Origin of the sequence: Polaromonas sp. CG_23.6 (assembly GCF_029892315.1) — a bacterium.
Taxonomy (GTDB): domain Bacteria; phylum Pseudomonadota; class Gammaproteobacteria; order Burkholderiales; family Burkholderiaceae_C; genus Polaromonas.
In genome coordinates this window covers 339,455-362,803 of sequence record NZ_JARXUY010000001.1, presented here as the reverse complement: position 1 = coordinate 362,803, position 23,349 = coordinate 339,455, and the positions used below count along the sequence as shown (strand labels likewise).

22 protein-coding genes and 1 pseudogene are annotated in these 23,349 nt (G+C 60.2%); 11 read left to right on the top strand and 12 right to left on the bottom strand.

Annotation, left to right across the window (positions count from 1 at the left end; genetic code table 11):
* Nucleotides 1–2: 2 nt before the first annotated feature.
* Nucleotides 3–809 (bottom strand): 4-hydroxy-2-oxoheptanedioate aldolase, encoded by an 807-nt coding sequence (hpaI, locus tag H4V98_RS01850; protein WP_196864396.1) that lies wholly within the window; start codon nucleotides 807–809, stop codon nucleotides 3–5.
* A gap of 44 nt (nucleotides 810–853) precedes the next feature.
* Between hpaI and H4V98_RS01845 the strand changes: the two genes are divergently transcribed.
* The 4 genes from H4V98_RS01845 (at nucleotide 854) to radA (ending at nucleotide 4,685) form a co-directional block, all read left to right on the top strand.
* Nucleotides 854–1,048: a diacylglycerol kinase gene (locus tag H4V98_RS01845; protein ID WP_196864395.1), complete on the top strand. Its 195-nt coding sequence runs from the start codon at nucleotides 854–856 to the stop codon at nucleotides 1,046–1,048.
* A 152-nt stretch (nucleotides 1,049–1,200) separates the two neighbouring features.
* On the top strand, nucleotides 1,201–1,770 hold the full coding sequence (locus H4V98_RS01840; RefSeq protein ID WP_348535213.1) for a phosphatase PAP2 family protein: 570 nt from the start codon (nucleotides 1,201–1,203) through the stop codon (nucleotides 1,768–1,770).
* 50 nt (nucleotides 1,771–1,820) lie between these two features.
* The gene (locus tag H4V98_RS01835) at nucleotides 1,821–3,197 is read left to right on the top strand and encodes a bifunctional DedA family/phosphatase PAP2 family protein (protein WP_280757249.1); all 1,377 of its coding nucleotides are present in this window, start codon (nucleotides 1,821–1,823) and stop codon (nucleotides 3,195–3,197) included.
* Between the two features lie 108 nt (nucleotides 3,198–3,305).
* The gene (gene radA, locus H4V98_RS01830) at nucleotides 3,306–4,685 is read left to right on the top strand and encodes a DNA repair protein RadA (protein ID WP_196864419.1); all 1,380 of its coding nucleotides are present in this window, start codon (nucleotides 3,306–3,308) and stop codon (nucleotides 4,683–4,685) included.
* A gap of 192 nt (nucleotides 4,686–4,877) precedes the next feature.
* On the opposite strand, the gene H4V98_RS01825 is transcribed toward radA, so the two are convergent.
* On the bottom strand, nucleotides 4,878–5,123 hold the full coding sequence (locus H4V98_RS01825; protein WP_196864393.1) for a hypothetical protein: 246 nt from the start codon (nucleotides 5,121–5,123) through the stop codon (nucleotides 4,878–4,880).
* A gap of 227 nt (nucleotides 5,124–5,350) precedes the next feature.
* On the opposite strand from H4V98_RS01825, the gene H4V98_RS01820 reads away from it, so the two are divergent.
* Entirely contained in the window at nucleotides 5,351–5,764 is a 414-nt protein-coding gene (locus H4V98_RS01820) for a glycerate kinase (RefSeq protein WP_196864392.1), read from the top strand.
* A gap of 142 nt (nucleotides 5,765–5,906) precedes the next feature.
* Here the strand turns inward: H4V98_RS01820 and H4V98_RS01815 are convergent, their stop codons facing one another.
* The 5 genes from H4V98_RS01815 to H4V98_RS01795 all read right to left on the bottom strand — a co-directional run bounded on the left by H4V98_RS01815 (nucleotide 5,907) and on the right by H4V98_RS01795 (nucleotide 10,807).
* The gene (locus H4V98_RS01815) at nucleotides 5,907–6,398 is read right to left on the bottom strand and encodes a spore coat U domain-containing protein (RefSeq protein WP_196864391.1); all 492 of its coding nucleotides are present in this window, start codon (nucleotides 6,396–6,398) and stop codon (nucleotides 5,907–5,909) included.
* Nucleotides 6,399–6,484: 86 nt separating this feature from the next.
* The gene (locus H4V98_RS01810; protein ID WP_196864390.1) at nucleotides 6,485–6,997 is read right to left on the bottom strand and encodes a spore coat U domain-containing protein; all 513 of its coding nucleotides are present in this window, start codon (nucleotides 6,995–6,997) and stop codon (nucleotides 6,485–6,487) included.
* Between the two features lie 43 nt (nucleotides 6,998–7,040).
* Nucleotides 7,041–9,302, bottom strand: coding sequence for a fimbria/pilus outer membrane usher protein (locus H4V98_RS01805; RefSeq protein WP_280757248.1), 2,262 nt, complete (start codon nucleotides 9,300–9,302; stop codon nucleotides 7,041–7,043).
* Nucleotides 9,303–9,559: 257 nt separating this feature from the next.
* Nucleotides 9,560–10,303, bottom strand: a complete 744-nt coding sequence (locus tag H4V98_RS01800; protein WP_196864388.1) for a fimbria/pilus periplasmic chaperone — start codon at nucleotides 10,301–10,303, stop codon at nucleotides 9,560–9,562.
* 24 nt (nucleotides 10,304–10,327) lie between these two features.
* Nucleotides 10,328–10,807, bottom strand: a complete 480-nt coding sequence (locus tag H4V98_RS01795) for a spore coat protein U domain-containing protein (protein WP_196864387.1) — start codon at nucleotides 10,805–10,807, stop codon at nucleotides 10,328–10,330.
* Between the two features lie 366 nt (nucleotides 10,808–11,173).
* On the opposite strand from H4V98_RS01795, the gene H4V98_RS01790 reads away from it, so the two are divergent.
* The 3 genes from H4V98_RS01790 (at nucleotide 11,174) to waaF (ending at nucleotide 13,593) form a co-directional block, all read left to right on the top strand.
* The gene (locus H4V98_RS01790; RefSeq protein ID WP_196864386.1) at nucleotides 11,174–12,115 is read left to right on the top strand and encodes a branched-chain amino acid transaminase; all 942 of its coding nucleotides are present in this window, start codon (nucleotides 11,174–11,176) and stop codon (nucleotides 12,113–12,115) included.
* Between the two features lie 37 nt (nucleotides 12,116–12,152).
* Nucleotides 12,153–12,362 carry a zinc-finger domain-containing protein gene (locus H4V98_RS01785; RefSeq protein WP_196864385.1) on the top strand — a complete coding sequence of 70 codons (210 nt, stop codon included), beginning with the start codon at nucleotides 12,153–12,155 and terminating at the stop codon, nucleotides 12,360–12,362.
* Between the two features lie 226 nt (nucleotides 12,363–12,588).
* Nucleotides 12,589–13,593: a lipopolysaccharide heptosyltransferase II gene (gene waaF, locus H4V98_RS01780; RefSeq protein WP_196864384.1), complete on the top strand. Its 1,005-nt coding sequence runs from the start codon at nucleotides 12,589–12,591 to the stop codon at nucleotides 13,591–13,593.
* A 288-nt stretch (nucleotides 13,594–13,881) separates the two neighbouring features.
* On the opposite strand, the gene H4V98_RS01775 is transcribed toward waaF, so the two are convergent.
* The 3 genes from H4V98_RS01775 to H4V98_RS01765 all read right to left on the bottom strand — a co-directional run bounded on the left by H4V98_RS01775 (nucleotide 13,882) and on the right by H4V98_RS01765 (nucleotide 17,374).
* The gene (locus tag H4V98_RS01775) at nucleotides 13,882–15,102 is read right to left on the bottom strand and encodes an ATP-binding protein (protein ID WP_280757247.1); all 1,221 of its coding nucleotides are present in this window, start codon (nucleotides 15,100–15,102) and stop codon (nucleotides 13,882–13,884) included.
* Between the two features lie 7 nt (nucleotides 15,103–15,109).
* Nucleotides 15,110–15,829, bottom strand: a complete 720-nt coding sequence (locus H4V98_RS01770) for a response regulator transcription factor (RefSeq protein WP_196864383.1) — start codon at nucleotides 15,827–15,829, stop codon at nucleotides 15,110–15,112.
* Between the two features lie 159 nt (nucleotides 15,830–15,988).
* Nucleotides 15,989–17,374, bottom strand: a complete 1,386-nt coding sequence (locus H4V98_RS01765; RefSeq protein ID WP_196864382.1) for an MFS transporter — start codon at nucleotides 17,372–17,374, stop codon at nucleotides 15,989–15,991.
* A gap of 31 nt (nucleotides 17,375–17,405) precedes the next feature.
* On the opposite strand from H4V98_RS01765, the gene H4V98_RS01760 reads away from it, so the two are divergent.
* The 3 genes and pseudogenes from H4V98_RS01760 to H4V98_RS01750 all read left to right on the top strand — a co-directional run bounded on the left by H4V98_RS01760 (nucleotide 17,406) and on the right by H4V98_RS01750 (nucleotide 20,882).
* A complete protein-coding gene (locus H4V98_RS01760; RefSeq protein WP_196864417.1) occupies nucleotides 17,406–18,248 on the top strand; it encodes a M48 family metallopeptidase in 843 nt (280 codons plus the stop codon).
* A 124-nt stretch (nucleotides 18,249–18,372) separates the two neighbouring features.
* Nucleotides 18,373–18,540 carry a hypothetical protein gene (locus H4V98_RS01755; protein WP_196864381.1) on the top strand — a complete coding sequence of 56 codons (168 nt, stop codon included), beginning with the start codon at nucleotides 18,373–18,375 and terminating at the stop codon, nucleotides 18,538–18,540.
* Between the two features lie 929 nt (nucleotides 18,541–19,469).
* A pseudogene (locus H4V98_RS01750) lies at nucleotides 19,470–20,882 on the top strand (undecaprenyl-phosphate glucose phosphotransferase).
* A 156-nt stretch (nucleotides 20,883–21,038) separates the two neighbouring features.
* On the opposite strand, the gene H4V98_RS01745 reads toward H4V98_RS01750, so the two are convergent.
* Both H4V98_RS01745 and H4V98_RS01740 read right to left on the bottom strand, forming a co-directional pair.
* Nucleotides 21,039–22,409, bottom strand: a complete 1,371-nt coding sequence (locus H4V98_RS01745; RefSeq protein ID WP_196864379.1) for an NAD-dependent succinate-semialdehyde dehydrogenase — start codon at nucleotides 22,407–22,409, stop codon at nucleotides 21,039–21,041.
* A gap of 100 nt (nucleotides 22,410–22,509) precedes the next feature.
* Nucleotides 22,510–23,193: a type 1 glutamine amidotransferase domain-containing protein gene (locus H4V98_RS01740; protein ID WP_196864378.1), complete on the bottom strand. Its 684-nt coding sequence runs from the start codon at nucleotides 23,191–23,193 to the stop codon at nucleotides 22,510–22,512.
* Nucleotides 23,194–23,349 lie beyond the last annotated feature (156 nt).

Sequence of the window (23,349 nt, the reverse complement as noted above, 5' to 3'; positions counted from 1 at the left end):
GTTCAGTAGGTCTGGCTGGCCGGCGCGGCCGACACGCTGGTTTTGAAGCGTGCCGCCAGCGCGCTGGTGGTGTTGGCCAGCAGGTTGGTGTCCAGCCCCACGGCGACAAAGGTGGCGCCGAGTTTCAGGTAATGGCGGGCCAGCGCCTCGTCAGGCGTCAAAATGCCCGCCGCCTTGCCAGCTTTCAAAATGCGCGCAATGGCGTCGGCAATCGCCGCCTGCACCTCAGGGTGGCCGGGGTTGCCGACATGGCCCATCGACGCCGACAGGTCGGCCGGGCCGATGAACACGCCGTCCACGCCTTGCGTCGCGGCAATCGCGTCCAGATTACGCAATGACAGTTCGGTTTCAGCCTGCACCAGCAGGCAGACCTGCGTATTGGCGTCATGCACATAGGCCGGGTTGCGGCCCCAGCCCGATGCCCGCGCGCCGCCCATGCCGCGAATGCCCTGCGGCGGGTAGCGCATGGCACGCACCAGGTCGGCGGCCTGCTCGGGCGTGTCGACCATGGGCACAAGCAGCGTCTGCACGCCCAGGTCGAGGTATTGCTTGATCAGCGTGGTGCCGCTGTGGCCGTGTCCGACCGGGACGCGTGCAATCGGGTGCGACGCATACGGCGCAATCGCCTGCAACTGGCCCAGGATGCTGCGCAGGTCATTGGGCGAGTGTTCGCCGTCGATCAGCAGCCAGTCGAAGCCGGCGCCGGCGCAGAGTTCCGCGCTGTAGGCATCGGCCAGGCCCAGCCAGAGGCCGATTTGCGGCCGTCTGTCGGCCAGTGCTTGCTTGAAGGGATTGATCGGGGTGGTCATGCGGGGTGTCCGGTGTCGGGTTGGAGGAAGCAAGGCAGACAGGAATGCTACAACGTGTCCGCGCTGCGGGCATCAGGTTGTTCAACACCGCGCTGGAAAATGCGCTGGACCATCTTCATCCCGAACAGCATGATGCGATTCGAATTGCCAAAAACTGCGCGGCCGGTGCGGTGCTGGTGTTGCGCCTGACGGGATTTGGCGTGTTTATTACCTTCCTGGCATCGACCTGGCTCGCGTAGACTATTTATCAAAACATTGATCGCAATTTCTCTGGCCTTGATGACGAAACAAGGCCATGAGCCGCTTGCGTGCCTTCCCGCCATTCGGCTCGCATCTTTAAACCCACCAAAACTCGATGGACACTCTGGAAGCGCTCAACCTGGCAACTTTTTTGGGCATCAATGCCGACCTGAACACGCCCCATTGGCGGATCGGCACGGCCATTCTGCTGGCGAATGGCTTGATCTATCTGATTCCGTTGGTGTTGATTGGCCTGTGGTGTTGGGGAAAAGAAAGGCAACGCAACCTGGCGCTCAAAGGGTGTTTTGTGGTGCTGCTTGCATTGGGTATGAATCAAATCATTATTTTGCTCTGGCCTCATCCGCGGCCCTTCATGATGGGCTTTGGCCATTCGTTCATGGCGCACGCAGCTGATTCGTCCTTTCCCAGCGATCACGCCACTATTTTTGTGGGTATCGGGCTGACGCTGGTTTTCAATTCCGTGCGTTCACTGATCGGCTGGAGCGTTCTTGCAGCCGGTGCGGTTGTGGCGTGGGCACGCGTGTATCTGGGCGTGCACTTTCCGCTGGATATGGTGGGGGCGGTGGCCGTGGCAAGCCTTGCTTGGCTGGCCATCCACATGATGTGGGTCAGGGTTGGCGAGGCCGTTACGTGGCGGATTGAGCAGTTCTACCGGCTCGTTCTGGCGCAACCCATCTCGCATGGCTGGATTCGCCGCTAAGCCACTAATGGTGACCGGGCCCTCATGCCCAAAACAACGCAGGAAAGCCGATGTTGCAGTACCTGGTCAATGTGGTTGAGCGGCTTGGGCAGTGGGGCTACCTCATCATTTTCCTGGGTGCAATGCTGGAATCGGCGGCGTTCTTGGGGCTGGTCATTCCTGGCGAGAGCCTGGTGCTGGTGGCCGGTTTTCTGGCCGCTCAGGGCTCTCTGGACCTCGATGTGCTTATCGTCGCCGTGGCGGTCGGGGCCGCCATCGGCGACAGCATCGGCTATGAAATGGGCCGCCAGATGGGGCGCCCGGCCCTGTTGCGCTACGGCGGGCGTTTTGGCCTGAACGAGGCGCGCGTGCAAAGCGCTGATGACTTTTTTGCGCGGCACGGCAGCAAGGCCGTGTTCCTGGGCCGGTTTGTCGGTTTTGCCCGAGCGCTGGTGCCCTTTCTGGCCGGCTCCTCGCACATGGCTTACCGAACGTTTTTGCCCTACAACGTGCTTGGCGCGGTACTTTGGGCATCTGCGGTGGCCTTACTCGGTTACTTTCTGGGTGCCAGCTGGCAAACGGCTGAACGTTGGATTGGACGAGCCAGCGCCATCGTCGGCGGCCTGGTGGTGGTCGCATTGCTGGTTTCCTGGCTATGGCGTTGGGCGACCCGGCATGAAGCTGTCCTGGGGCAAGCATGGAGCCGCTTTCTGGAGCGTCCCCGCATCAGTGCAGTGCGCCAGCGCTTCGCACCGCAGATTTCTTTTGTCCAGGACAGGTTCTCGCCCACCAGCTATTTGGGCTTGCAGCTGACGGTGGGGGCTGCAGTGTTGATCGGCGCGAGCTGGCTGTTCGGTGGAATTGCCGAGGACGTGGTGAGCGGCGACCCGCTCACCGTCATCGACCTGCAGGTGGCGCAATGGTTTCATGCGCACTCCACCCCGCTGATGACCGGGGCGATGCTGGCGGCGACAAACATTCTCGGCCCCATTGCGATCGTGCCGGGGGTGATATGGGTGGCTGCCTATCTGGCCTGGAAGCGAAACTGGTACTGGCTGCTGTGTGTCGGCTTGACAGTGCCTTGCGGAATGCTGCTCAACGTGGTCATGAAGTACGTCTTTCACCGTGTTCGCCCGAGCTTTGACGACCCCTTGCTGATACTGACCACCTACAGCTTTCCCAGCGGCCATGTGGCCGGCGCCACGCTGTTTTACGGCGTCATGGCGGCGATGGTGGTGGCCAGGACCCCGGTCTGGCACTGGCGCGTGACGGCAATCCTGGGCGCCTTCACGCTGGTGGCGCTGGTGGCGCTGACGCGGGTGTACCTGGGCGTGCATTACCTGAGCGACGTGCTGGCCGCATTTGCCGAAGGCATTGCCTGGCTGACGTTGTGTCTCACCGGAATACACACTTACTGGGCGCATCGCCTTGCCGCCAAAAAATCCTGACGAGGCAAGGCCGGCACCGTGCAGACATGCCCGGTTCCTGTCAATGACTTCAACGGCACCGACGGCCAGGCTGACCTGGCCTGGGCGCGCCGTCAATACACTAGGCGCATGGCCAAAGAAAAAACGATTTACACCTGCACCGAATGCGGCGGCATCAGCCCCAAGTGGCTGGGCAAGTGCCCGCACTGCAACGCCTGGAACACGCTGATCGAGTCGGTTGCCGAGAACCCGGGCGCTGTCAAAAACCGCTACAGCACGCAGCGCCAGGGGCTGGCCAAGGCGTCCGAAGTCATCGCACTGGCCGACATCGAAGCCAGTGACATGAGCCGCACGCCGACCGGTCACGAGGAACTCGACCGGGTGCTGGGCGGCGGCATCGTCGAGGGCGGCGTGGTGCTGATCGGCGGCGACCCGGGCATCGGCAAATCGACGCTGCTGCTGCAGGCGCTCGATTCGCTGCAGCGCGCCGGGCTGAACACGCTGTACGTGACGGGCGAGGAAAGCGGCGCGCAGGTGGCACTGCGCTCGCGCCGGCTGGGGCTGGACGGCTCGCAGGTGAAAGTCATGGCCGAGATCCAGCTCGACAAGATCCTGGCGACGCTGGAGGCCACACAGCCGGCGGTTGCGGTGATCGATTCGATCCAGACGGTGTATTCCGACCTGCTGACCTCCGCACCCGGCTCGGTGGCGCAGGTGCGCGAATGCGCGGCGCACCTGACGCGCACGGCCAAGTCCAGCGGCGTGTGCATCATCCTGGTCGGCCATGTGACGAAAGACGGCGCGCTGGCCGGCCCGCGCGTGCTGGAGCACATGGTCGATACCGTGCTGTATTTCGAAGGCGACACGCATTCGAGCTTCCGCCTGGTGCGCGCCATCAAGAACCGCTTTGGCGCGGTCAACGAGATCGGCGTCTTTGCCATGACCGAAAAGGGGCTCAAAGGCGTGACGAATCCGAGCGCCATGTTCCTGAGCCAGCACAGCGAGCCGGTGCCCGGCAGCTGCGTGATGGTGACGCTGGAGGGCACGCGGCCGCTGCTGGTCGAGATTCAGGCGTTGGTCGATGACGGCGGCGCCAATCCGCGCCGCCTGAGCGTGGGCCTGGACAAGGACCGGCTGGCGATGCTGCTGGCCGTGCTGCACCGCCACGCCGGCGTTGCCTGCATGGACCAGGACGTGTTTGTCAATGCCGTTGGCGGCGTGCGCATCAGCGAACCGGCGGCCGACCTGGCGGTGATGCTGGCGATTGCCTCAAGCCTGCGCGGCAAGGCCATGCCCAAGGGTTTCCTGGCGTTTGGCGAAGTCGGCCTGGCCGGAGAAGTGCGGCCCGCGCCGCGCGGCCAGGAGCGGCTGCGCGAAGCGGCCAAGCTGGGTTTCAGCGTCGCCGTTGTGCCCAAGGCGAACGCACCCAAAAAGCCGATCGAGGGGCTGACCATCCACCCGGTCGAGCGGATTGAGGAGGCGCTGGATTTGGTGCGCAGCTTGCAGTGAACTGGCTCAGCGCTGTGCGGTCAGTCTTGCGCGGCAACTTGCAAAGGAGCACAGATTGCTCAGTTGCTATGAAAATAGTAGCTAGTTGCGCTCACCAGTCGTGCGGAAACGCCTTAAAAGGCTTAAGAAAATAGATGGAGCCGGACCGTTCTGTGCTGTTGTAGAAGACCGCCGTCAGTTCGCCGCCCCGGCTTAGTTCCACTTGACATAAAGCCATCCGCACAAACCCGCGCCAACCGCCCAGAGCAGCCAGGTTTGGGACACGGCATACGGGTAGAGCATCAAGGCCACGCCGGTCCAGGTCAGCGACGCCGTCGATGTCTTGCGGCCGCGCCTGAACGCCACGTAGCCAATGATGCCGAACAAAATGGCGCCTGCTATATAGGCCGGGCTGGGCAGGACAAGTCCTAACGATGCGAGCTGGTTGAGTTCATCCATCGCCCGCATCGTAAACCCGTTGTACTGCCCCGAGGGGCACCGCGGGAATTTAGCCGCTGGTGGGTTGACGGCGCGTGTCGTCTGGCAACGGCGTTTGCCCAGTCAACCGACCACGACAGCCGACCGAAGCGTTCCATGCAGGACAAATACCTTGGGGGAAAAATAACCCGTTGCCGCTACGCATTCCCCGCAGGCTGGCGGCCCGCCAGGGCTGCGAAAATAAGGCCATGAACTTTCAGAAAATCTTTATTCCTGTCGCCGGCGTGGCGGCGGTCGCGCTGGCTTATCGGCAGTACGGCTGGTTGGGTGTGGTGGCGGTTGCCACCGGCCTGGTGATGTGGATGCTGCTGCATTTCACCCGCATGATGACGGTCCTGCGGCGCGCGGCCGAACGGCCGATGGGTTATGTGGGCAGCGCCGTGATGCTCAACGCCAAGCTCAAGCCCGGCGTGACGCTGATGCATGTCATTGCCATGACGCGTGCCCTGGGCAAGCTGGAGTCTGAAAAGGACGTGCAGCCTGAAATCTTTCGCTGGACCGACGGCTCGGGCTCGCATGTCACCTGCACGTTTGTCGGCGGCAAGCTGGCGCACCACGAGTTGTTCCGGCCTGCCGAAAGCGAGTTGCCGCCTGCGTTGTAAGCATCTTTGGTGGGGTTTGTGATGCCCGGCGAAAATGCATTCATCGGTAGGCCCGGTTTGCGCTGGCTGGCTGGCTGGCTGGCTGGCTGGCGCTGTTGCCTTGGTAAAGCGGCCGCATGGCGTCAGGATGCAGCGCCAAGCGCTAGTTGTAGGTGATGGTCACGACGACAGCGTCGTTGTAAAAGCCGGGCGGCACAAAATTCTGGCCGGCCGGAATGCGGCCATAAACTGTGCTGTTCACGGTCGTCGCGCTCAATAAATTCAGCGTGGCACTGCCGGTTATGCGACTGGTGCCGCTGGTGTTGTCACCCCAGATGGACCCATATGCGGCGGAGATGTAAAGGTCGTAGTTCAGGCGGTAGCTGCCACTGGCCATTTTGCGTGGACTGAAGCTGGTGCTGTTGCTGCCTTTGTCCAGGTCAATGCTGTAATCGATCAGCAAACCCAGCGTGGTGGTGCAGCGCATGGACACGTTGCCAGTGGCCAAGCCGGGCGATCCAGACAACGGGGAATAGGCACCGAAAGCGACTGCGGCAGTGCTGACTGAGCAAGAACAACCACTGCACACAGCCGAAGCGGGCAAAGGCAAGGCCAGCAACAGCCCTGCCAGGACGGGAACGAACAGTGGTTTCATGGTGTGTTTCCTTGGCCGATCAGAGTTCACGGCGCGGGCAAAAGAGGCACCGCCATCGCCAGTGGACACGACATCAAGCAGGCTCATCAGTGATAGGTCAGGGTCGCAATGACCGTATCCGCATAAAGACCGGCCGGTAAAAGCTGCCCGGCGGTAATACGGCCATAAACGGTGTACTGGCGGGCCATGCCATTGCCGACATGCGTGACGAAACGGTCATTGTTGTTGAACTGATTGCCCCAGAGCATGCCACGAGCGCTGTCGGTAAACAGCGCATAGGGCAGGCTGTGACCGGGTTCGGCCGGCTTCATGCGGCGCGTCGCGATATTGCCGGGGACCCGGGGATGGGCGCCGGCATCCAGCGCGATGTCGCAAATTGCCCCTTGCGTGCAGGTGATCATCACCGCGCCGGCGGCCTCTGTCGCTGAGCGGGACGACGGATCGTAGGGGCCAAAATTCACGGGAGTGGTGGTGATCGCGCAGGTCAGGCTGACGCTGGCCGACACGGCCAGGGTGGCGTTTGCCGAGCCCGCTGCGGCGGCGGTGCTGCCAAGCACCAGCAGCGCTGCGGCCAGCCATTGCACTCTAAGCGTGTCCATTTGAATTCCTTTGCTGGCGTGTTGGGAGGGGCGGCACTGCCTGTCAATGGCCGCCTGCGCAAGCCAGCGGTCCAAGATGGGGTTCGCTGGGGCCGGCAGGATCGAGCGCGACGTCGAGTGCACACCCGCCTTCTTTCCAGGTCACCGCCAGGTGGTTGGCATCGCCCAGGTCCATCAGGTAGGCTTCGCCCCGTTTGCCCACCACGAAATCCCCGTTGCCCGGCTGCACGCTCACCCGGGCGCCCGCCGGCACGGGCGCGCCACGGGCCTGGTGCAGCACGACCAGTGCATTGCGTGTGCGCCGCACCGGAAAATCGACCACCACGCCGCTGCGCGCATAGGGCGTGGCCATTTTCAGGGTGCCGCCGATCTCGATGTCGAACGGCAGTTCTGCCGGGTCGATGGTGAGCTGGTTCTGCTGGTACGGCAGCAGGTCGGTGACCAGTGCCAGGCCACGGGCGTTGGTTAGCGCGGCGACCTGGTTGCTGCGGTACACCGGCACGCCCGCCAGGTCGGCAACGCGCACCACGGCAAACGCGCCATGGTCGATGCGCCGGGTGAAAAAGGGCAGGTCCGCGAGCCAGCCCAGCGAACCGTTGGCGCCCAGGCGAATGGCGTTGTTGTCGGTGCCGGTGTTGAAGTCGGCCAGAAACTGCCCGAAATGGGTGTTGAGCGTTGCACCGGCCTGGGCTTGCTGGCGGGCCTGGTCGCTCGCGTTCAGGCGCCACCCCCAGCCCGGCCCGATGGGCGGTGGCTGGCTGGCTTGCACCGTGTTGGTGAAACGGCCTTCGCTGTTGTGGTTGCTGGTGGCAATGACGCTGCGCTGCTTTTCCAGCGGCATGATCAGGCTCAGGCCCGCGTTCCAGCCCTGCTGGGTGCCGAATTGCCTGTTGGCGTAGAGGCTGAGAAACACATTGCCGAACAGCCGGGTGCCGACATTCACGGCCGCCAGGCGGAAATTGTCGCCCTCCCAGGTGGTCTGCCGGGTGTAGCTCATGCCCAGCGACAACTCGCCCAGCGGCATACCCAGGGCGGCCTGCAGGCGGCCTTTGGGTCGGGTTTCCTCGCCCAGGCTGCCAAACTGTTCGAAGCCGGCGTCGAAATGCTCCCATTGCAGCGAACCCGAAGCGCCGGCAGGTGCGCTGCGTTCAATGCCCAGCAGGTAGCGGCCCCCATTGCCGGGAAGCGCGCGGGCATCGCCCTGGCTGCATGACCATGCGGCGGCGGCGCGCGCCGACCCCAGCGATGCGAGCAGTCCTGTGACCTCGACGCCGGCCGCCTGCCGTTCTTTCTGGGTTTCGATCCGGCCTTCACCGGTAAGCGCGGACGTGATGCCGTAACGGTAAGTAGCCGCCGCAAAGCCGGGACCGTAGTCGCTGTCAGGCTGGCCGAAGTTGCGTCGCAGCGCACCGGCCTCGAAAGAAAAGTCGGACAGGCCCGCCGCCAGCAGCAGGGGCGACAGGTAATAACGTTGGGAAATGACCGTTTCCACGCCACGCAGGTCACGCACCACAAGACTCACCTCGCCGCTGCCGGTGACCACTGGCACTTGCGTCAGGTCGAACGGTCCGGCCCCTACGTTCAGGCCGCTGCTGCGCCGCTGGTTGTTGACGATCACATTGACCGCCGAAGGCAGCGCCGCCGACCCCGACAGCGTGGGCAGGGGATAGGAGATGTAGCCAGGCGTGAGGCTGAAATCGCGCGCAAAACGGATGCCGCCATAGCGCACCGGTCGGCTCCAGGCACCGCCGCTGCCCACGGCGTCACCCACCACCAGCGTTTCCCTGCGGCCCGGCAGGTCCTGGCGCCAGTAGGTTTCGGTGCGCACGGTTTCCCGGTTGAACCCGTTGTCGCGCACCACCGCTCCGCTGACGAAAGAGGCCTTGCCGCTGAAGGCCACCCCTTCGAGAAATATACCGCTGTTGTCACGGTTGCCGCCGGTCCGGGTGAGCGTCGCGTCGTAGTTGAGATAGAAGCCGGGGGATGACGGCGTGGGAAACGTTGCGCGGTCTGCGCCAATGGCCAGCGAGGTTTCTACAAAGGCAGTGGCCGGCGCCTTGACCTGAAGCACCAGACGGCCAAGGTCAAGTTCATGCGTCAGGCCTGTCACGTCCTGAAGTGCATAACCGCGTTGGCCATCGGGCAGTACCAGCGGCTCGCCGGGCGGTGGCCGCAAGCGTGCCGCCGCCCAAGCCTCGACCGGCAGGGCAAGACGGCCATCGGCTAGACGCTCGACGCGGACAATACCGGGCAGGATTTCGCTGTTGACTTCGACTTCGAGCAGCAGGCTTTCCGCTTGACGCATGGCATCTTTCTCTCGGGGCAGTGCCAAAAATACACTGTCGCCGGCGGGTCGCGGCAAGCGCTCGGCTGGCGGGCTATTTTGTGAAGCGCTCCATGCTGGCGGCACCGCGCCTAGGCAAAGCAAGGGCATCAGGGCTTTCTGCAAGGTGCGCAAAAGCAGGCGGTTGGTACGGCCATGGTGATGCAAGTCATTCGTTAAACCGGCACGGGGCATTTGTTAGCATTGATTTGGATGCCAAAACACGTCATGGCGCTACCTCAGGGCGGTGCAACGAGGACTTCTGCGATCAGGGGACCGGCTTCGGATTGGGCGCTGATTTGCCACGGCATGCGCACGTCAGCTGCCTGGTCGAAAGTCCATTGGTGCCAGGCGCCCGCCAGTACCGTGACGCCACCCGCGAGTTCCAGGTGCCAACCCTGGGTTTGGACGTTCAGTGCCGAAAGCCGGATACGCCGGTTGCCGTCGTTGTCCAGCCGGACGCAGCCCTGACCCGCCGTTGCGGCGCACTGGCTCCAGCGCAGTGCAGGCCGCGCGGTGGCCGACGGTGCAGCAAAGAGGGGAAGGTTGAAACGCAGCAGCATGTAAACCATGGCCTGGTGTTTCTGGCGCTCATTTTCATCGGTGATGTCCTCAAGGATCAGGCGATAGGCCTTTTCAGTCTGGGCCGGTGCCGCACCGCGCAACACCACCCGAAACACCTGTGTCTGGCCCGCCCCGATTTGGGCAATCGACGGCGACACCAGCAGGTCGCCACTTTCCGCGTACTGGTCCACTCCTTCGTGCTGGCGCCAGGAAAGTGTTTGTGCCTGAAAGGTCTTGGCCTGTGCTGACGGGTTGGTCAGCGTGACAGAAGCGACACGGGCCTTGGGTGACAACTCCACCAGCACCGGTGAAATGCCCATTGCACCGGCGGCATTTGCCGCAAGCAGGGAGCCAAGCGCCCAGCCGATCAAGCGGCAGCGCCGCTTGGCACCACTCTGCAAATCAAGTGAATCAGCCATCAGGACGACTCCAGGCAGGGGCGATCAGAACTCGACGGTAAGCGCCAGTGCCTGGGTATACGTGCCAACGGGTTTGACCCCCTGAAGTGCGGCGGTCCTTCCATACAGCGTAATCGTCTTCTGGGTCCCATCGGCCGCCACAGTGACACCGCCTGCCAGGGTTGAACTGAGCGCTGTGGTTCGGCCAGCGTCCGTGTACACCTCGTAGGCCACCACATTGGCGCCGCTCGCCATGTTACGGGTCGCCGCGCCGTAGAGTACCGCCGCAACACCTGAATTGGTGCAGGTGATGTTGACTGTCGCCGGGGCAGTCTCATTCTTGCCGTTGGCCAGATCGGTCACCGTCAGCGCGCCAAATGGCAGCGTGGCATTTGTCGCCGCAAACACGCAGTTGGCGGCAATGGTTGCGCTCACGTCCAGGGTTCCCACGGCCGTGGCGGCGCCAGCCGCATTGCCCAGCACCAACGCACCAATCGCCACTGCAAGCCTGTTCATATTTTTCATACAGAACCTCATTGTTGAAAACGTCAAAAATTACAAAAAACGTTAAAAATAACAAAAATGAATTTTGTAAATGGTTTGTAACTCTGAATTATTTTTTTGTATGTTCGTTAACGAACATGGACTTGCAACGGGACGTGTGCGGTGCATGAACCCAAAATTCAAACTGCCCATCCGAGGCAAACTTTTCTTTCCAGATTTCATGCAAGTCGTCGCCAGTCGAATTTGCGTGCCTCAGACTTGGCGCTGTGTCTGGACCGTAAAATCAGCCTTCGGAGTTTTGCACTGCCTGCGCTGGCCGTCTGCAGTGGCAACAATCCGGCCAGAATCGATTCAAGTCAACACTCATTCATTTACAGGATCATCAGCATGTCCCCAGCAGCCCCCTCCATGGAAAATCGCGACGGCAAAATCTGGATGGACGGCCAGATGGTCGAGTGGCGCGAGGCCAAGATCCATGTGCTGACCCACACCCTGCACTACGGCTGTGGCGCTTTTGAAGGCGTTCGTGCCTACAAGCTGGCCGATGGCAGCACCGGGATTTTCCGGCTGGAGGAGCACACCGAGCGTCTGTTCAACAGCGCCAAGATCCTGCGCATGAAAATCCCGTTCACGCCGCAAGAGGTGATGGACGCGCAACTCGCCGTGGTGCGCGAAAACCATCTGGAAAGCGGCTACATTCGCCCATTGACCTGGATTGGTTCCGAAAAACTCGGCGTCAGTCCCAAGGGCAACACGATTCATTTGATGGTCGCTGCCTGGACCTGGGGCGCGTACCTGGGCGAGGAAGGCATGCGGCGTGGCATTCGTGTCAAGACCAGCAGCTTCACGCGCCACCACGTCAACATCACCATGATCCACGCCAAGGCGGTGAGCAACTACACCAACTCGATTTTGGCCAACATGGAAGCCACCGACGAAGGTTACGACGAAGCTCTGCTGCTGGACCCGCAGGGCTTTGCCTCCGAAGGCGCGGGCGAGAACCTGTTCATCGTGCGCAAGGGCGTGGTTTATACGCCTGACTCCAGCGCCGGCGCACTGAACGGCATCACACGCAACACGATTTTTGCCATCTGCGAGGACTTGGGCATCACCATCAAGGAAAAGCCGATCACCCGCGACGAAATCTACATTTCGGACGAGGCGTTCTTCTCGGGCACGGCGGCTGAAGTGACGCCGATCCGCGAACTCGACCGCATCGACATCGGCAGCGGCTCGCGCGGCCCGATCACCGAAAAAATCCAGGCGGCGTTCTTTGACATCGTGAATGGCCGCAACCCCAAATACGCTTCGTGGCTGACCAAGGTCTGAGTGCGTCCGTCAAAAATAGCAACGCAAGCCTGACATCATGAACAAATCATCCTCCATCGAACTGCTGGCCAGCGACCTCAATGACCAGGGCTGCATCACCTGCCCCAGCGCAAAGGCCGACATGAAGCTGTGGAACAACCACCCTCGGGTCTTTCTGGACGTGGCGCGCACCGGCGAGGCCAAGTGTTCCTACTGCGGCACCGTGTACCGATTGAAGGCGGGGGAACATGTCGGTGGCGGGCACTGACAAGCCCCCACGGTCCGCCGCTGCGCGGGTCGCTGCCCCCCGAGGGGGCGCTGCGCCTGCGGTCTGGCGCAGCATACCCGCAGCAAAGCGCGGGGCATATCTCCCTCCAGCAGGGGCCGCAGAACCGGCTTTGCCGGGCTGCAGGCGCAGCGGCCCCATCGGGGGGGCAGCGCAGCACACCAAGCGACAAGCGTGGGGGCAACATCCTCGGCGGCTTGAATCCTGAATGACCAACGCCCTCATCATTGCCCCGCAGTGGATTGGCGACGCGGTCATGACCGAGCCACTGTTGCGTCGGCTGCGCGCGCGCGGCGAGCGCCTGACGGTGGGCGCGCTGCCATGGGTGGCGCCGGTGTACCGCGCCATGCCGCAGGTGGCAGAAGTCATCGAATTCCCGTTTGCCCACGGCGGCCTGCAATTCAAGGCGCGCCGCAGCATTGCCAAACGCCTTTCGGGTCAGTTCGACAAAGCCTATGTGTTGCCTAATTCGCTGAAAAGCGCGTTGTTGCCGTTTTTGGCCAGCATTCCCCAGCGCATTGGCTACCTGGGCGAGGCGCGTGTCGGCCTGCTCACACACCGGCTGAAAAACCCGAAGAACAAGCCCCCCATGGTGGCGTTTTATTCGGCCCTGAGCGGGGAAAGCGGCCTGGAGGGTGACCGGCCCGAAATGCAGATCGATGCGGCGCAGGTCGAGGCCACGTTGTGCGAACTGGGTTTGTCGCGCAGTGCCTATGTGGTGTTTGCGCCGGGTGCCGAATTTGGTCCTGCCAAGCGCTGGCCCGCCCGCCATTTTTCAGAACTGGCCGCGAAGCTGGACGCAACGGTCGTGCTGCTCGGCTCCGGCAAGGAAGCAGCGCTGTGTGACGAGATTGCCGCGCCGGTGAATGCCGTGCAATCGGGCAAATGCCTGAACCTGGCCGGCAAGACCTCGCTGCCTCAGGCCTTGGCGCTGATTGCCGCCAGCCGCAGCACCGTCAGCAACGACTCTGGCCTGATGCATGTCGCGGCTGCGTTGGGCGTGCCGCAGGTGGCCATTTTTGGCTCGTCCAGCCCGTTGCATACACCACCCCTGAGCGACAAGGCCCATGTGCTTTGGCTGAAAGCCGACCCCGCCTACCAGCCGCCACTCGACTGTGCCCCATGCTTTGCCCGCGAGTGTCCGCTGGGGCACACGCGCTGCCTGAATGACATTGGCGCAGAGCGGGTGCTGGTGGCGCTGCAAACAAATTAATGGGTGCGGGGGTAGAACAAGAGCAGCAAGCATGGCCGTACGCAGTGAACGGTCAAAAAAAAGGCCACCTTGCGGTGGCCTTGTAAAAGTCCTCTCAGAAAATCTTGTTCGGTGAAGCGCTGAATCTTTTTTTGATGGCCAGCCTTTTCCGAATTTTTATCAACTTTATCTGGTTTCAAGTGTTGTGACAGCAACACCCTTACTGTGCTTCAGCTTGTTGGTTCTGAACATCCCCAAAAGAGGGGATTTTCACATTTTTAGTTGAAACTTCAAGTTTCGTGAACAAGTTCACGGTCTGGTTTCCCCGATGGGCAACTCGACAATGAATGAAGCACCGCCTCCCGGTCGGGCTTCGCAGCGCACGGTGCCGCCATGGCGCTCGCTGATCGACTTGACCAGTGCCAGCCCCAGGCCCACGCCGCCTTCGCGTTCGCTGGCGCCGGGCAGACGGTAAAACGGCTCGAAGATACGTTCGCGCTGCTCGGCCGGCACACCTGGCCCCCGGTCATGCACCCGAATGATGGCTTTTTGGTGCTTGGCTGCGCCGGTTTGTGCCAGCTCCAGCGTGATGTCGCCATGGGTGTAGCGCCGGGCATTTTCCAGCAGGTTGCGAATCAGCCGGCGCAGCAGTCGGGGCGAACCCTGCAGCGTCAGGCTGTGGTCGGCATCCGGCCCGGTTTGCAACTCGGCCATCAGCTCGGCATTGACGCGTGCGCATTCCTCGGCAGCCAGCCCCGTCAGGTCCAGGGTTTCGAACGGTTCGGCGTCTGCCTGTTTGGTGTCCAGCCGGCTGGCCAGCAGGATTTCATCGATCAGCTGGTCCAGCTCGGTGATGCTTCTCGCTATTTCCATTCGCTGGGGTGACGCCTTGTCAACGCCCATCAATTCCAGACCCATGCGGATGCGCGCCAGCGGCGAGCGCAACTCGTGCGAGGCATTGGCGAGCAGCGATTTGTGCGAGTCCATCAGCGTTTCGATGCGTTCGGCCGCATGGTTGAAGCGCCGCGCCAGAAAAGCCACTTCGTCGCGTCCTTCGGTGTTGATGCGCGCCGACAGGTCGCCCGCGCCCCAGCGCTCGACGCCGCGCTGCAGGGCTTCGAGCCGCAGTGTCAGGCGCCGCATCACCGGATAGGCCCCCACAGCGACAGCCAGCCCGACCAGGCCGAGCATCCAGCCAAAGCTGAAGCCAAACGGCGGCCGGTTCCAGGCACTGCCCGGTGGGCGTTGCGGGCGGGGCAGCAGCAGGTTCAGGGTCTGGCCGTCGGTTGTCACCACGTCGAATTCGATGTCTTCGCCCCGCTGGCGGTCAGGCTTGGTCTGTGCCGTGCCAATGACCTGACCATCGGCGTTGTGCACCAGTACTTCACGGATCGGGAGTTGCGGCGGGTCGGTGCTGAAATGCCACGCTGCGGCAACCAGGAAGGTCAGCACCACCACCGTGGCCACAACGGCCAGCCAGATGCGCACATACAGGTGCGAGGTGAAGCGGGACCAGATTTGCGAGCTCACCCGGCGCTCAGTCTTGCTGCTTGGCAAACACGTAGCCGACGCCGCGCACCGTGAGGATGCGCTTGGGGTCCTTGGCGTCCATCTCGATAGCGCTGCGGATGCGGCCCATGTGCACGTCGATTGAACGGTCGAAGGCTTCGAGTTCGCGGCCGCGCACCGCTTCCATGATCTGGTCGCGGCTGAGCACGCGGCCGGCGCGCTCGCTCAGGGCCACCAGCAGGTCAAACTGGTAAGAGGTCAGCTCGCACAGGTTGCCCGACACCGACACCGAGCGCGCATCGCGGTCAATCTCCAGCGAGCCGAAGCGCATCACCCTGTGGCTGCCCGCCGAAACGCTGTTGCCGCTGTTGTCGCCACCCCGGCGCAGCACGGCGCGGATGCGCGCCAGCAACTCGCGCGGCTCGAAGGGCTTGGGCAGGTAGTCGTCGGCGCCAATCTCTAGGCCGACGATACGGTCCATCGGGTCGCCCTTGGCCGTCAGCATCAGCACGGCGGTGCGCGATGCGTCGCCGCCCTGGCCCTTGATGCGGCGGCACACTTCCAGCCCATCCATGTCGGGCAGCATCAGGTCCAGGATCACCAGGTCGGGCGAACTGGCCTGCAGCGCTTCCAGGCCGCTGGCGCCGGTAGCGGCATGCGAAAAACCATAGCCTGATTGGCGTAAATATTCGCCCACCATGCTGGCCAGGCGGGTGTCGTCTTCGATCATCAAAAGTTGTTGTGTCATGGACCGTCCTCTAATTGGAATGGCGCGTCCTTTTGCAAGAACCGGCGCCACAGGCTTCATGGTGCGCCAGGCGCAACAATTGCACTTTAAGCCACCGTAAAGATACGGTAAACAAAGCGTTCAGTCTGCTATTTAATCAATAGCTATGAAGGAATGATGCTATTGCGCAGGAGCCGTTTTTGAACGTGAAGCCAAGGCAATCAGCAGCAGCACCGGCACGCCGAGCAATGCAGTGGCGGTAAAAAAGTTGCTGTAGCCAAACGCATCCACATACGCACCTGAATACCCCGCCAGCGCCTTGGGCAGCAGCAGCATCATGGAGCTGAACAGCGCGTACTGGGTGGCTGAATAGTTGATGTTGGTCAGGCTCGACAAATAGGCAATGAAGGCCGCCGAGGCAATGCCACTGGACAGGTTGTCGGCTGAAATGACAAAGATCAGCGCCGTCACATCGTGGCCGCGCGTGCCCAGCCAGGCAAACATCAGGTTGCTGCCGGCGCTCAGCACCGCGCCCAGCATCAGCACCTTCATCACGCCAAAACGCATCGCCAGCCCGCCGCCCAGAAAGGCACCGACCAGCGTCATGATGACGCCATAGATCTTGGTGACGGTGGCCACCTCGTCCTTGGTGTAGCCCATGTCGACATAAAAAGGATTGGCCATGATGCCCATCACCACATCGCTGATGCGGTACAGCGCAATCAGGCCCAGAATCAGCAGCGCCTGCTTGCCGTAACGGCGCAGGAAGTCGGCGAACGGCTCGATCAGTGCGCCCTTGAGCCAGTCGGCTGCGTTCTTGCTGGGCGGTAGTTCGCGGCGCTGGGGTTCGGGCGAGCACAGCACCGTGACCACCCCCAGCAGCATCGACGCGGCCATGACCAGGTAAGCTGCCTGCCAGGCACCGTGCTGGTAGCTGGTGACCCCGGCGACTTCGACCCGCGCGGCAATCCACAGCGCGCCTGCGCCCGACCAGATCATCGCCATGCGGTAGCCGGTCTGGTAGCTTGCTGCCAGCGCGGCCTGGCGCTGCGTGTCGGCCGACTCGATGCGGTAGGCATCCAGCGCAATGTCCTGCGTGGCCGAGCCAAAGGCCACGGCCAGCGCGCACCACACCACCGGCATCAATGCCACTTTCGGATCGGTCAGCGCCATGAAGACCAGCGCCACCATGATCGTGACCTGCGACAGCAGCAGCCAGCTGCGACGCCGACCCAGCCAGCGCGTGAGCAGCGGAATCGGCAGGCGGTCCACCAGCGGCGCCCAGGCCCACTTGAAGCCGTAGGCCAGGCCAACCCAGCTCAGATAGCCAATCGTGGTGCGGTCGATGCCGGCTTCGCGCAGCCAGAAGCTCAGCGTGCCAAACACCAGCAGCAGCGGCAGTCCGGCTGAAAAACCGAGCAGAAGCATGCGCAGCGTGGCCGCTTCTGAATAGACGCGCCAAACCTCGCGCCAGCCGGGCTTGGGCGCAGGCGAACTTTGTTCAGGGCCGGTTGCTGCAGAAGATGGCGATGTGGTGAGAGGAGAGGAAAAGGTTTTGTCTGACATAGGGGTTGAAGTTTGTGGCTATTATTCCCGCATGTGCTTTTTATGCGATGTCAAACACTCTGCATGGTCGGGTCGGCGCGGCTTTTTGCTGGCGGCTGCCGGGTCAGCCGCCACGATGGTTTCTGCGCCCCTGCTCGCCCAGGTGGACGTGGGCCGATCGTCAAGCCTGCGCAACCTGGTTCCGGCCGAAGAACTTGAAGCCGCCGCTGTCAAGCAATATGCAAAGCTCCTGGCCGAAGCCAAATCACAAGATGCACTGGCACCCTCAGGCAATGCACAACTGCAGCGCTTGAGCGCCATTTCCCAGCGGCTGATTCCGCATGCCACTCAGTGGAATGACCGTGCACGGCAGTGGCGCTGGGAAGTCAACCTGATCGGCAGCAAACAGATCAACGCGTTTTGCATGCCTGGCGGGAAGATCGCTTTTTATACCGGCATCCTGGAGCAGCTTCGACTCACCGACGACGAAGTCGCCATGATCATGGGCCACGAAATGGCCCATGCCCTGCGCGAGCACGCGCGTGCCCGCATTGCCAAAAGCCAGGGCACCGGCACGCTGCTGTCGCTGGGCGCGCAACTGCTGGGGCTGGGCGAGTTGGGCAATGTGGCCGCGAATGTCGGTACCGAACTGCTCACGCTGCGCTTCAGCCGCGACGACGAAAGTGATGCCGACCTGGTCGGGTTGGAGTTGGCCGCGCGTGGCGGTTACAACCCGCAGGCTGCCGTCAGCCTGTGGCAAAAAATGGCACAGGCCGGTGGTGGCGCCAGTGGGCCGAGTTTCTTGTCAACGCACCCTTCGGGTCCGCAGCGTATTCAGGAACTTCAGTCCAACGTGCCCAAAGTACAGGGTCTATACCAGCGGGCACGCAGTTAGCCAATAGCCAAAAGTGCTTTCTCAGTGCCTGGCTGCTGCTTGCACTGCCAACGCCAAACTGTTGATCGCCAGACGGCGCTTCCCCAGCCACGATATCTTCGCCAAGGTTTACGGCAGGCGAAGCATGCTGCTTTCAGCAAAATTTCCTCGCTGGAAAATTTATAGCTTCAAAGCGCTACTTCGCTTTGGCGCGGGCTTTCCTTTGAGCGCGCAATTTCATTGCGCCGCCCATGGGGCGCCTGGCAAGGCGCTTGTTTCGGTCGTCGCGCTCTTCACGCCATCTGAAACGTAAACCCGAATTCATGGATTTACATGAAGTAACGACTTAGATATATGGCAACATTTATTTTAATGTTGAGCTTTTAAATTTTCCAATCTTCTACCTCCTGTGAAAACCACTTTTCCAAGGCTGGAATTCAAGTAAATGAGTTAACTAGTTTTCATGTACCCAACTGCATGATAAAAAATGTGCAGTTGTACGTTTCCAGTGGCAGAATTTAATCAACAGTTATCTCATATAAAAGCGCTGTAAAAAACGCCTAGACGGGTCCAGAAATAATTGGAAGTTAAAGCATTGAAAATCTGGACAAACAATTTTTCAAAAATCGATCAGTCTGCTTGACGTAGACAGCAAGTTTACTGGTTTGAACCAAAAAAAACAAAGGTAAGGAAGTGAGGGGATGAATATTGCGCTGTTGCGTGTTGGATCGCCAGGGGCTCCTGTTCGATTATTACAGTTAATCGTCAGTTCAAGCCAAACTCCACGCAACCAAATTTCCAAATTCCTTTGAAAATTATGGTGTCTTTGTATAGATCTTCCAGGTGTATCGTCCCAGTATGAGGTGAGGGCCATAACTCTTGAATATGGCGAGGGTTTTTTCTCGGGCTTAACAATGGTTTGACAAGGTGTTTTCCATCTCAGGGCCTTGAGGTGCCTGGGACAGGCGCGCATGCTGTGCTGGAAATGAGAGATCAATTTTTTGCACTGCTGTTGGTTGGTGTTTACAGCGTACTTTGCTATTTTATTGATACTTTTGCATGTTGCCGGGATATTGACCAATCCAAAAATGCAAACAAGATTTTTTGATGCTTTTGCCAAGACGCATTGAAGTTGTGCCAGCAATGGAATTTATAAAGGCTGACAACCTGTTAGGGAAAACCTTAACAAAATACTAAGTATCTGTTCTTTAGACATTTATTCAAACCGCTAATGAAAATATTATGTCCAATAAAGGTATTTCTTTAAAAATAGATCAGAAACCTGTAATTCCCAAACAGACACGAAGTGATCTTGCCGGAATTGCTGAAAGTGCGTTTATCGGATTGGCTCTGGTGTTGTCGCTCTGGCTGCTTGTCTTTCATTTTGAGCATACGCTGAGCCCTGCTTACGTTGTGCTTTCGATACTTATTTTTTCAATGTTTGCTTTGGTTGCACCTCAAAGCAAACCATCGATGGCAGAGAATTTTCTTAATATTGCGATATTTTGGTGCTGTATTTTCATAATTTTCAAGGTGATTGGTTTTTTTGCGTATCACATTCCTTATTTTTCAAAAGAAGTCATCGTTAACTGGTTATGGGTCGCACCGGCTTCCCATATTGGTGTGCTCCTTGTACTTCGGGGTGTTTTTCCTGGATTGTTCCGTGCGCAAATTTCTTCTCGCCGGACAGTCATTGTCGGCATGAACAGACAAGGAATCGCACTGGCACGAAAAATCGAATTTTCGCCCTATGCAGACAAGAAATTTTTAGGATTTTTTGAAGACCGGAGCGTAGATCGGACTGGCGGGAAAAACCAGTACCGGCTGTTGGGAAAAATCGGGAATCTGTCCGACTTTGTAAAGAAACATCACGTTCAGTCAGTATATTTGTCATTGCCCATGACAGCGCAGCCAAGAATACTGGAAATCCTTGACGCCCTCAAAGATACAACCTGCTCTATCTATTTCGTTCCCGATATGTTCATCACGGACCTGATTCAGGGGCGCAGCCAGTCGGTATGCGGGGTCGATGTCATCTCTGTCTGCGACACCCCCTTCAGAGGTTTCAGGGGTTTTCTCAAGCGCGCGAGCGACATTGTTCTTTCATTCGCCATATTGGCCGTTATTTGCCCGCTGCTTCTGCTGATAGCCGCACTCGTCAAGGCCAGCTCGCCAGGTCCTGTGATATTCACCCAGCGGCGCTATGGTCTGGACGGAGAGCAGATTGTGGTCTAAAAGTTTCGCTCCATGGCGGTCACCGAAGACGGCAGCACGGTCCGCCAGGCTACCAAGAATGATTCAAGAATCACACGGGTGGGTGCATTTTTGCGCAAGACATCACTCGATGAACTGCCGCAATTTATTAATGTATTACAGGGCCGGATGAGTATCGTGGGACCACGACCCCATGCAGTTGCCCACAATGAGTTGTACCGTACCCTGATCAAGGGTTATATGGTCAGGCACAAGGTACGGCCTGGCATCACCGGCTGGGCACAGGTCAATGGCTTGCGCGGTGAAACTGACAAGCTGGAAAAGATGCAGGCCCGTGTCGATTTTGACCTGGATTATTTGCGTAAGTGGTCGTTGCTGCTCGACATTGTGATTATTCTGAAAACCATCCGGCTGGTTTTTAAAGACAGTACGGCGTATTGAGAAGCAGTCTGTTCGCCCTGCGCTTTGTCAAATGTGCCATCAGCGCTGGTCCTGTAACAGTGAACAGCGAAACAGCCACTATTTCAAGGAAATAATGGCTGCTTCGCTTGACCTGAAAGCGTTTAATGCTATTTTTTCAATAGCAAAAAAGCATTTTCAGCTGACCCGTATCAACTTCTTGTTGACAAATTCCTGGATGCCCGCGCCTGACAGTTCGCGACCATAGCCTGAATTCTTCACGCCGCCAAATGGCAGTTCCGGTGATGACGTGGCCCCCGAATTGATAAACACCATGCCGGTGTCAATGCGCCGCGCGACGCGCTTGCCGCGCTCGATGTCTTGTGTGAACACCGAACCGCCCAGGCCGAACGGTGAATCATTGGCCAGCGCCACGGCGGCATCTTCGTCAGCCACGCGGAAGAACAGCGCCACCGGGCCAAAGAACTCCTGCATGTACGCCGGGTTGCTCTTGTCGATGTCGGCCAGGATGGTGGGCTGCATGAAGTTGCCGTCCAGGCCTTCAATGCGCTTGCCGCCAATCAGCAAGCGTGCGCCGCCAGCCACCGCCTCGTCCACCTGGCCGATCAGGTTCTTCAGCGCGTCAAGCGAGGACAGTGGCGCCAGCGTGGTCTGCTTGTCCATCGGGTCGCCGGGCTTGAAGTTTTCCAGCGCAGACTGGAATTTCTGCAGAAAACCGTCAGCCATCGATTCGACCACGATGAAGCGTTTGGACGCGGTGCAGGCCTGGCCTGAATTGCCCATGCGGCCACTGACGGCATGCTTGACCGCCTTGTCCAGGTCGGCGTCGTCAAGCACGATGAAGGCGTCGCTGCCGCCGAGTTCCATCGTCGTCTTTTTCAGGTTCTGTCCGGCCCGCGCTGCCACGACGGCGCCAGCTGCTTCGCTGCCGGTCAGCGCCACCGCACGAATGCGCACATCGTCAATCACCTGCGTCACCTGGTCCTTGGAGATGAACAGGTTGGTGTAGGCCCCTGCCGGTGCGCCGGCCTCAAACATCAGGCGCTCCCAGGCCAGCGCGCATTGCGGCACGCTGGAAGAATGCTTGACCATGACGACGTTGCCAGCCATCAGGTTGGGCGCGGCAAAGCGGGCGATCTGGTAGTACGGGTAGTTCCAGGGCTCGACGCCGAACAGCACGCCGATGGGACTGCTTTCAACCATTGCCTCACCGCGCGGCGTGGCGATTTTTTCAGGGGCCAGAAAACGCTCGGCATGCTCGGCGTAATAGTCGAGGATAGCGGCGCTCAGCGCAACCTCTCCCATGCTTTGTGGCAACAGCTTGCCCATTTCCAGCGTGATCAGCTCGGCAAACTCCTGCGGGCGTTCGCGCAGGATGGCGGCGGCGCGGGCCAGCACGGCGGAGCGCTCGGCAAAGCTTTTGCCGCGCCATTCGGTTTCATAGCAGCTGGACGCCTGCTGGAGTTTTTCCTCCAGTGCGGCGTCGGTGATTTCGTCGAACGTCTGGAGAACTTTTCCGTTGTAGGGATTGGTACTTTGGTAGGCCATGGTTTCCTTTTTAATGGGTTGACAAATGAACGATTGGACCCGTGGGCGGCTTGCCTGGCCCTCGGCCTTCAAGCTGCGCGCCTATGGGTCAATGCCTGATTTACTCGCCCTTCAGTTGACGTACAACGGCCAATGCGGCTGCTTCTGACGACGCCGGATTCTGGCCGGTGATCAGCTTGCCGTCGGTGACAACATACGACTGCCAGTCAGCCCCTTTGCTGTAATGACCGCCGTTTTTCACCAGCATGTCTTCGACCAGGAAGGGCACGATGTCGGTCAGTTGCACGCCCGCTTCTTCGGTGTTGGTGAAGCCGGTGACTTTTTTGTCCTTGACCAGCGGCGAGCCGTCGGCTGCCTTGACATGGCGCAGCACGCCGGGGGCATGACAAACGGCGGACACCGTCTTGCCGGCAGCGGCCATGGATTCGATCAATTTGATGGAATCGGCATCTTCTGCCAGGTCCCACAGCGGGCCGTGGCCGCCGGGGTAGAACAACGCGTCAAAGCCATCGCCTGAGACTGCCGACAGCTTGCCGGTGTGGGCCAGCGCCTGTTGCGCGGCCGGGTCGGCCTTGAAGCGGCGTGTGGCATCGGTCTGCGCGTCGGCCTCGTCGCTTTTCGGGTCGAGCGGCGGCTGGCCGCCCTGGGGTGAAACCAGTGTCACGTCGGCGCCGGCATCCTTGAACGCGTAGTAGGGTGCGGCAAATTCTTCCAGCCAAAAACCGGTTTTCTTGCCGGTGTTGCCGAGTTGGTCGTGCGAGGTGAGAACCATCAGAATTTTCATATATGTCGTCCTTTGTTTGCCGTTCCTGCCTCATCCGGGGCAGGAGCGGCGGTTTGATACCGTCAAAATGCTTGCTTGGCTGCTCTTTATCAATGAAAAAGTACTTTTGCGCAAGTACCATAAGCACAGGCAGCTATTTATTTGATAGCGCTGTGA